A 7,058-nucleotide genomic window follows, 5' to 3' on the forward strand; every position below is an offset into this window, starting at 1 on the left:
GCCCCTCTGCTCTATCAAACGCCTGAAGCTTGTGAGAAATGCGGGTTATCGAGGACAGGGTTTAGGAAAATGGTTTATAGAATATATTTTGGAATATCCAGAATTGCAAGATGTTCAAAGGTGGATGTTAGGTACAAAAGATGCTCATGGACTTTATCGCCGTTATGGTTTTAAAAATTTGACCGAGCCGGAAAAAATTATGATCCGTTTAAATCATAATTGCGATCGAGCTTAAGCAATGCCTAATGGTCTTTCACGCTACTCTTAACTCTCTTCCTCTGTCTACCTTGGGTAAGCGCCAAAGAAACCCCCAAACCCAAACCGCAACAGTGGCAGATTGACGGCATAGTAGCAGCCCTTGACGACAGCTACCCCAAAGTCAAGCAATATGCTTTTGAAAAATTAGCTGAATATAAGCCGCAAGATTTAAAAATTCTGCCTAAAAAACCGGAGGAAATTGCCCAGAAAGCTGCCAACATCCTCAAGGATGAAAAGGTTGACTTATCTGTTCGTCGCAGTGCGGCATCGACATTGGGCAACCTGGGAGAGGCGGCTACCAAGTATATCCCTGACATCGCCAACATCCTCAAGGATGAAAAGGTTGACTCATCTATTCGTGGCAACTCAGAACTATACTTGCCCAAGTTTATTAGACAGCTAACGAAGATTAGCGATCGCGTTTAGCAGAACGGCGCGATGCCTCGCCATTGGTTGCGGGTGGTGCTGCTTTACGTTTAGCTGATGTCCGTGGTAACGGTTTAGGAGTCCGAGCCGGACGCTTGTCACCCCCAGATTTTGGTCTGTGTTGCCGTCCATTGGGGATTGCTTCGGGCTGAATATCAGGGTTGGGGCCAAAGCCAGCCACCACTTCCCTTGGCAAACGTTGCTGAATCAGTTTTTCGATATCTGTTAATAAAGGGTATTCATCAACAGACACCAGCGATACGGCTTCACCTGACGCGCCAGCCCGACCAGTGCGCCCAATGCGATGAACATAATCTTCTGGTACATTGGGCAAATCAAAGTTGACTACATGAGGTAGTTCGCTGATGTCAAGACCCCTAGCAGCAATGTCTGTCGCCACCAATACCTGTAAACTGCCATTCTTAAATTTTGCCAGCGCATTAGTACGCACTGGCTGGCTTTTATTCCCGTGGATTGCCAGTGCTTGTATGCGGTCTTCGCCCAACTGCTTAACCAAACGGTCAGCGCCATACTTAGTACGAGTAAACACTAGCACTTGATACCAATTATCTCGCCGAATCAGGTGAGCAAGTAATTGGCGTTTCTTATCGCGGTCTACTTGGTAAATTTTTTGAGAGATCGTCTCGGCAGTAACGTTGCGGCGTGCTACCTCAATCATCTTCGGGTTATTGAGCAGTCCGGCGGCGAGTGCTTTAATTTTGTCTGAGAAGGTAGCGAAGAATAGCAAATTTTGTCGCTGTTTGGGCAAAAGTGCAAGGATGCGGCGGATATCATGAATAAAGCCCATGTCCAGCATCCGGTCTGCTTCATCTAGCACCAAAACTTCAATATGCGAGAGGTTGAGCGTGCCTTGCTGTACGTGGTCTAGCAGTCGCCCTGGAGTAGCGACCAAGATATCGACTCGATTCTTCAAACGCTGTTTTTGCAGATTAATACCGACTCCGCCAAACATTACCATCGAGTTTAGCTGTAAGTATTTGCCGTATTCGCGCACGCTTTCTTCCACTTGGGCAGCCAGTTCACGAGTCGGGGTGAGAATCAGCGCCCGGATCGGTCGGTATCCATTAGATGTACTTTTGCTCTTGTCAGACGACAACCGATGTAGAAGCGGCAGGGTAAAACTAGCAGTCTTTCCAGTGCCAGTTTGGGCCCCAGCTAGCAAATCGCTACCCGACAAGACGGCAGGAATCGCTTGTATCTGAATTGGCGTAGGTTCTGTGTATCCTCGCTCTGTAACCGCACGGATAATTTCATTGGACAAGCCGAGAGTAGAAAAATCCATAAAACTCCAAAAATAACATCGGCCTGTCACCAATGGCGGTGTCAGTCTTAGGCGGACGGATAAAAAAGCATTGAAAAGCTGGATGGGCAATAGCGCAAAGACTGAAGAGCGAGTGCCGCAGTTCCACATTCTAACAGATTGTAGCCTATTGTGTGGTTAAAGTTGCTCTGATTCAGTGTTGTGTTAAATTAGCATTACTTGGAATATTAAAGTGTTGAACAATTAGGAGAAATTCGTTATCGCAATCCAAAAGCAACTGATTAATTCACAAATCAAGTCACCTAGTGTCTTCTTGATTGACCATGAGAATAATAATCGTGGTCTGATCGACACCAATGAGGCACTACAGTTAGCCGAGAGCTTAGAGCTTGACTTGGTTGTAGTCTCCCAAGGTAAAGAAGCTCCGATCGCCAAAATTCTCAATTATGGCAAGCTTCAGTATCAAAAGAAAAAACGTCAGAGCCAGAGTGCTAGACCGACGGTAAAAGAAGTTAGATTTGGTCTAAATGTGGGCATCGCTGATTACAATTTACGGATTGAAAAAGCAGTTGGTTGGTTGAGTAAAGGCGACTCGGTGAAGTTTGCCATTCGTTTACGAGGCCGAGAACATCAATATCGCGACCAAGCGGGAGAACTGCTAGACAGAATTGCAAAAGACCTCAGTCAAGTAGGTAAAATCCAGTCACTGGATAAACGCTCATTAATTGTTCAAGTCATTCCTGCCTAATTAATCTAGCGATCGCTGGAGGATGTATTTGTGCCAGCTTTTGACACTCCCACGGCTGTGAAAACATTGCTATTGCTTGTTTTCATATCAAGCCGTGGGATTTTAGCTCAATCCTAAGAAAGGAAAAAAGCTGGAGGATAGGCAACAGCACTCCATAAGCTCAGAATGGGACATAGCCAATCAATCAGCGTGTTTAGTAATTAGGTGTGTCAACGCATTAATCAAGCGATCGCTTTCCATTGGTATAATGTCCCTCCCATGCATCACATCTTGAGTAACATGAAAATCAACTAATGTACCTAAAAAAATCCTCCCTGTTGCCTCTGGGTCAGTAATATTCAGTTCCGGGTGAGCAGCAAAGTATTGATTGAGCGTTTCCAACATTGGTTTAATCATCGCCCGAACACAAATCTGAGTTAATTCAGGAAAACGACCAGATTCCCCAATTAGCACTCGCATAAATGCACAGTGTTCCTGGTCGTTATTCATTTGTTCCAATAATTTGGTTCCTAATTGGTGCAGTACGATTTTTGGTTCTCCCTCCATAGGTTCCCCGCCAAAGAGAGAGTTAAACTTCTGATTTGCCAACGACTCTATCAGGACTTTAAAAAGTCCCTCTTTATCTTGAAAGTGGCTGTAGACTGTCGCTTTAGAAACACTTGCCGCTACTGCTACCCGATCCATACTTGTACCAGCATAGCCATTTTGCAGGAATTCCCGCATTGCCCCTTGCAGGATTTGCTCTACTTTATCAACGGAATGATCTCGATCTACTTCGTCAGTTTTAATGCGTACCATTTATTAATCATCCTCTCTTATAAACAATTTTAATAGATGCTGCGATTTACCCTACGCCATTAATCTCAGTTGTGACAAGCATTCTGGTGCATAACTGAAGGCAAAGTTATTAAATTGAGAATTTCAGCTTTCTGCTCTTGACTAAACTACTCAGTTTAGTTTAGCATTAATTGAACTGAACAGTTTAGTGTAAATTGCTAGCGATAAAAGGTGGATAGTATGGTGCAGAACTGGAAATTAGAAGATTTAAAGTCTTCCCCAAATCTTTTGCGATCGCCGATTACACTAGCGATAATTACATCTTTGCTCGTAGGTGGAGCTAGTGTTTATACGGTGCTAAAGTTTCAGGCTACAGCGAATGAAAAGCCAGTAGCACCCGTAGCTGTTCAACCAGCGATCAAAACAGTCACAGCATTGGGACGCTTAGAACCAAATGGAGAAGTCATAAAACTGTCTGCAACTTCTTCCACCGAGGGAAGTCTGCTTCAGAAACTATTGGTGAGAGAAGGCGATCGCGTCAAGGGTGGACAGGTAATTGCAATTATGGACAGTCGCGATCGCTTGCAAGCAAGTTTAGTTGAAGCCCAAAAACAAGTCCAAGTTGCCAAATCCAACGTTGACAAGGTAAAAGCCGGAGCTAAACAGGGAGAAATTGGCGCAAAGCAAGCTGCTGTTAGCCGTCTGCAAGTCGAACTAGAGGGAAATATCAAAACTCAGCAAGCCACAATCGATCGCCTAGAAGCAGACTTGCAAGGACAAAGACAAAGCTTACAAGCAACAGTAGATCGCGTCGCAGCCGAAAAGCGGAACGCTCAAGTAGATGTGCAACGCTATGACGCTTTATACAAAGCAGGGGCAATTTCTAGTCAAGAAGCCGATCAAAAACGCTTGAGTGCAGAAACTTCGACTCAGCAGGTAATTGAAAACCAAGCCAACAAAACAAGAACTGTCGCTACTTTAGAACAGCAGATTAAAGAAGCCAAAGCTAACCGCAACCAAACTCTCGCCAGTTTGCAACAGCAGATTAACGAAGCCAAAGCCACCTTGAACCAAACGGCAGAAGTCCGTCCGACAGATATTGCTAACGCCCAAGCAGAGGTAGACAGCGCTCAAGCAACGGTGGAAAAAATTAGAGCGCAAGTCGATCAAGCATACATCCGCGCCCCCGAAGCCGGACAAATTTTGAAGATTAATACACGAGCCGGAGAAACTGTTTCTAATGACGGGATTGTAGAACTAGGTCGAACCGATCAGATGTATGCAGTGGCAGAAGTTTACCAAAGTGATATTAACAAAGTGCGATCGGGGCAACAGGTAAAGGTACTTAGCGATTCCCTTCCTGGAGAATTACAGGGAACCGTCGATTGGATGGCGATGCAGGTACAGCGACAAAATCTGGTCAACAGCGATCCCTCTAGCAATATTGATGCCAGAGTAGTGGAAGTTCATATCCGACTAGATAAAGCATCTAGCGCCAAAGCTGCCAAGTTTACCAATTTGCAAGTAAAGGCGGTAATAGAACTATGATTGGATTTATTCAACAACTGCGCCAGCGAACCCCTCTAGGATGGTTGCAACTGAGTCATGAAAAAAGCCGTCTCTTGGTAGCATTGGGAGGCATTGCTTTCGCTGATGTTCTGATGTTTATGCAGCTAGGATTTCAGAATGCCTTGTTTGAAAGTAATACTAAGCTTCCTAACAGTATACAAGCTGACATTCTCCTAATTAGTCCTCAAGGACGTAACGTGTTAAATATATCCACCTTTACGCGACGGCGGCTATATCAGGCAATGGATGTACAGGGGGTGAAATCAGCTGAACCCATGTATATCAACTTTATCGATTGGAAGAATCCGAAAACACGCCAAAAGACATCTGTCCTAGTTATTGGGGTCAATCCTGAAAAGCAAGCGTTAAATTTACCGGATGTCAACAGACAGATAGATATTGTAAAGCTGCCAGATACCATCCTCTTCGATCGCGCTTCCAGAGGAGATTATAAAGAAGCGATCGCTCAAGTTGAACAAGGAAAACCTGTTACGACTGAAATTGACCGGCGAACAGTTACCATTAGTGGCTTATTTTCAATCGGGGCTTCCTTTGGGGCTGATGGGAACCTAATTACCAGCGATCAGAACTTCTTGCGGCTATTTCCCGGACGACAAGCTAGTAGTGTCAGTATTGGTTTACTTAAAATACAACCAGGCTATGATGTCAAACAGGTGAAAGCAGCTTTAGAATCTCATCTGGGTAACGATGTTAAAGTCTTGACCAAAGCCGAATTTATCGAATTTGAAACAGATTATTGGAAAAAAAATACAGCCATCGGGTTTATCTTCAGTCTGGGTGTAGCAATGGGGTTTATGGTAGGCGTGATTATCGTCTATCAGGTTCTTTCTACAGATGTGAATTCTCATCTAAAAGAATACGCCACCTTCAAAGCAATGGGATATAACAATCTCTACTTATTGGGTGTGGTGTTTGAAGAGGCGATAATTTTGGCAGTCTTGGGCTTTATTCCTGGAGCGATCGCACCTTTAGCGCTTTACTCTCTAACTCGGAATGCGACTAATTTGCCACTTTACATGACCGTAGCACGAGCCACCACAGTGCTAATGCTTACTATGCTCATGTGTATTATTTCTGGTGCGATCGCCACCCGTAAATTACAGTCTGCTGACCCCGCAGATATGTTTTAGAAATTGTCATTTATTATTTGTCATTGGTCATTTGCAAAGGAAAAATGCTCGTCATCACGAGTAATCGAGCTATTTATGATTAGTCAACCCGTAATCTCTGTTAAAAATCTCGACCATTATTTTGGTCATGGTCAACTTCGCAAGCAAGTTCTCTTTGATATCAACCTAGATATTAACGCTGGCGAAATTATTATTATGACTGGGCCTTCTGGTTCTGGAAAAACTACACTTCTCACCTTATCAGGTGGGTTGCGTTCTGCCCAATCTGGCAGCTTGCAGATATCGGGACAAGAACTTTGTGGTGCAAGTACAGCACAACTTACCCAAGTGCGACGCAATAACGGTTATATTTTCCAAGCGCACAACTTGCACGGTAGCCTGACAGCACTCCAGAACGTCAGAATGGGCTTGGAAGTGCATAATCATATTTCACCGACAGAAATGAAAATCCGAGCAAGCCAAATGTTAGAGGAGGTAGGATTAGGAGAACGCCTGAATTACTATCCTGATGATTTATCTGGGGGACAAAAACAAAGAGTTGCGATCGCTCGTGCGTTGGTCGGTCGTCCTAAAATTGTCTTAGCGGATGAACCCACCGCCGCCCTTGATAGTAAATCTGGACGAGATGTGGTTAACCTTATGCAAAAACTTGCTAAAGAACAGGATTGCACCATTCTCTTAGTGACTCATGATAATCGCATTCTAGATATTGCCGATCGCATAGTCTATATGGAAGATGGTAAGTTAGTAAACGATCGTGCCGTTGTTACAGCAGGTTAGCTGATTCTCCCCAAGATATTTTTTTATTACAAAGCTTTTCAAGTAATTGAACTACACCATTCCCCAT

The 7,058-nt window shown here is 44.2% G+C and carries 8 protein-coding genes; 6 read left to right on the top strand and 2 right to left on the bottom strand.

Annotation, left to right across the window (positions count from 1 at the left end; genetic code table 11):
* Together CDG79_RS37795 and CDG79_RS43115 are read left to right on the top strand one after the other, a co-directional pair.
* On the top strand, positions 1–235 hold a 235-nt coding region (locus tag CDG79_RS37795; RefSeq protein ID WP_143855710.1), incomplete at its 5' end, for a GNAT family N-acetyltransferase.
* Between the two features lie 296 nt (positions 236–531).
* Positions 532–684: a hypothetical protein gene (locus CDG79_RS43115; protein WP_189525271.1), complete on the top strand. Its 153-nt coding sequence runs from the start codon at positions 532–534 to the stop codon at positions 682–684.
* On the opposite strand, the gene CDG79_RS37800 is transcribed toward CDG79_RS43115, so the two are convergent.
* Complete coding sequence (locus tag CDG79_RS37800) at positions 668–1,987, bottom strand: DEAD/DEAH box helicase (protein WP_094346655.1); 1,320 nt, start codon at positions 1,985–1,987, stop codon at positions 668–670. The genes CDG79_RS43115 and CDG79_RS37800 overlap by 17 nt on opposite strands.
* Before the next feature lie 259 nt (positions 1,988–2,246).
* On the opposite strand from CDG79_RS37800, the gene infC reads away from it, so the two are divergent.
* A complete protein-coding gene (infC, locus tag CDG79_RS37805; RefSeq protein WP_223278590.1) occupies positions 2,247–2,714 on the top strand; it encodes a translation initiation factor IF-3 in 468 nt (155 codons plus the stop codon).
* A gap of 180 nt (positions 2,715–2,894) precedes the next feature.
* On the opposite strand, the gene CDG79_RS37810 is transcribed toward infC, so the two are convergent.
* Positions 2,895–3,512, bottom strand: coding sequence for a TetR/AcrR family transcriptional regulator (locus CDG79_RS37810; RefSeq protein WP_094346657.1), 618 nt, complete (start codon positions 3,510–3,512; stop codon positions 2,895–2,897).
* A gap of 219 nt (positions 3,513–3,731) precedes the next feature.
* On the opposite strand from CDG79_RS37810, the gene CDG79_RS37815 reads away from it, so the two are divergent.
* The 3 genes from CDG79_RS37815 to CDG79_RS37825 all read left to right on the top strand — a co-directional run bounded on the left by CDG79_RS37815 (position 3,732) and on the right by CDG79_RS37825 (position 6,991).
* Positions 3,732–5,039, top strand: a complete 1,308-nt coding sequence (locus tag CDG79_RS37815) for an HlyD family efflux transporter periplasmic adaptor subunit (protein ID WP_094346658.1) — start codon at positions 3,732–3,734, stop codon at positions 5,037–5,039.
* Positions 5,036–6,211: an ABC transporter permease DevC gene (gene devC / locus CDG79_RS37820; protein ID WP_094346659.1), complete on the top strand. Its 1,176-nt coding sequence runs from the start codon at positions 5,036–5,038 to the stop codon at positions 6,209–6,211. Before CDG79_RS37815 ends, devC begins: the two co-directional genes overlap by 4 nt.
* 75 nt (positions 6,212–6,286) lie before the next feature.
* Entirely contained in the window at positions 6,287–6,991 is a 705-nt protein-coding gene (locus tag CDG79_RS37825) for a DevA family ABC transporter ATP-binding protein (RefSeq protein WP_094346660.1), read from the top strand.
* The last annotated feature ends 67 nt before the right edge of the window (positions 6,992–7,058 follow it).

The organism is Nostoc sp. 'Peltigera membranacea cyanobiont' 232 (genome assembly GCF_002245985.1).
Classification (GTDB): domain Bacteria; phylum Cyanobacteriota; class Cyanobacteriia; order Cyanobacteriales; family Nostocaceae; genus Nostoc.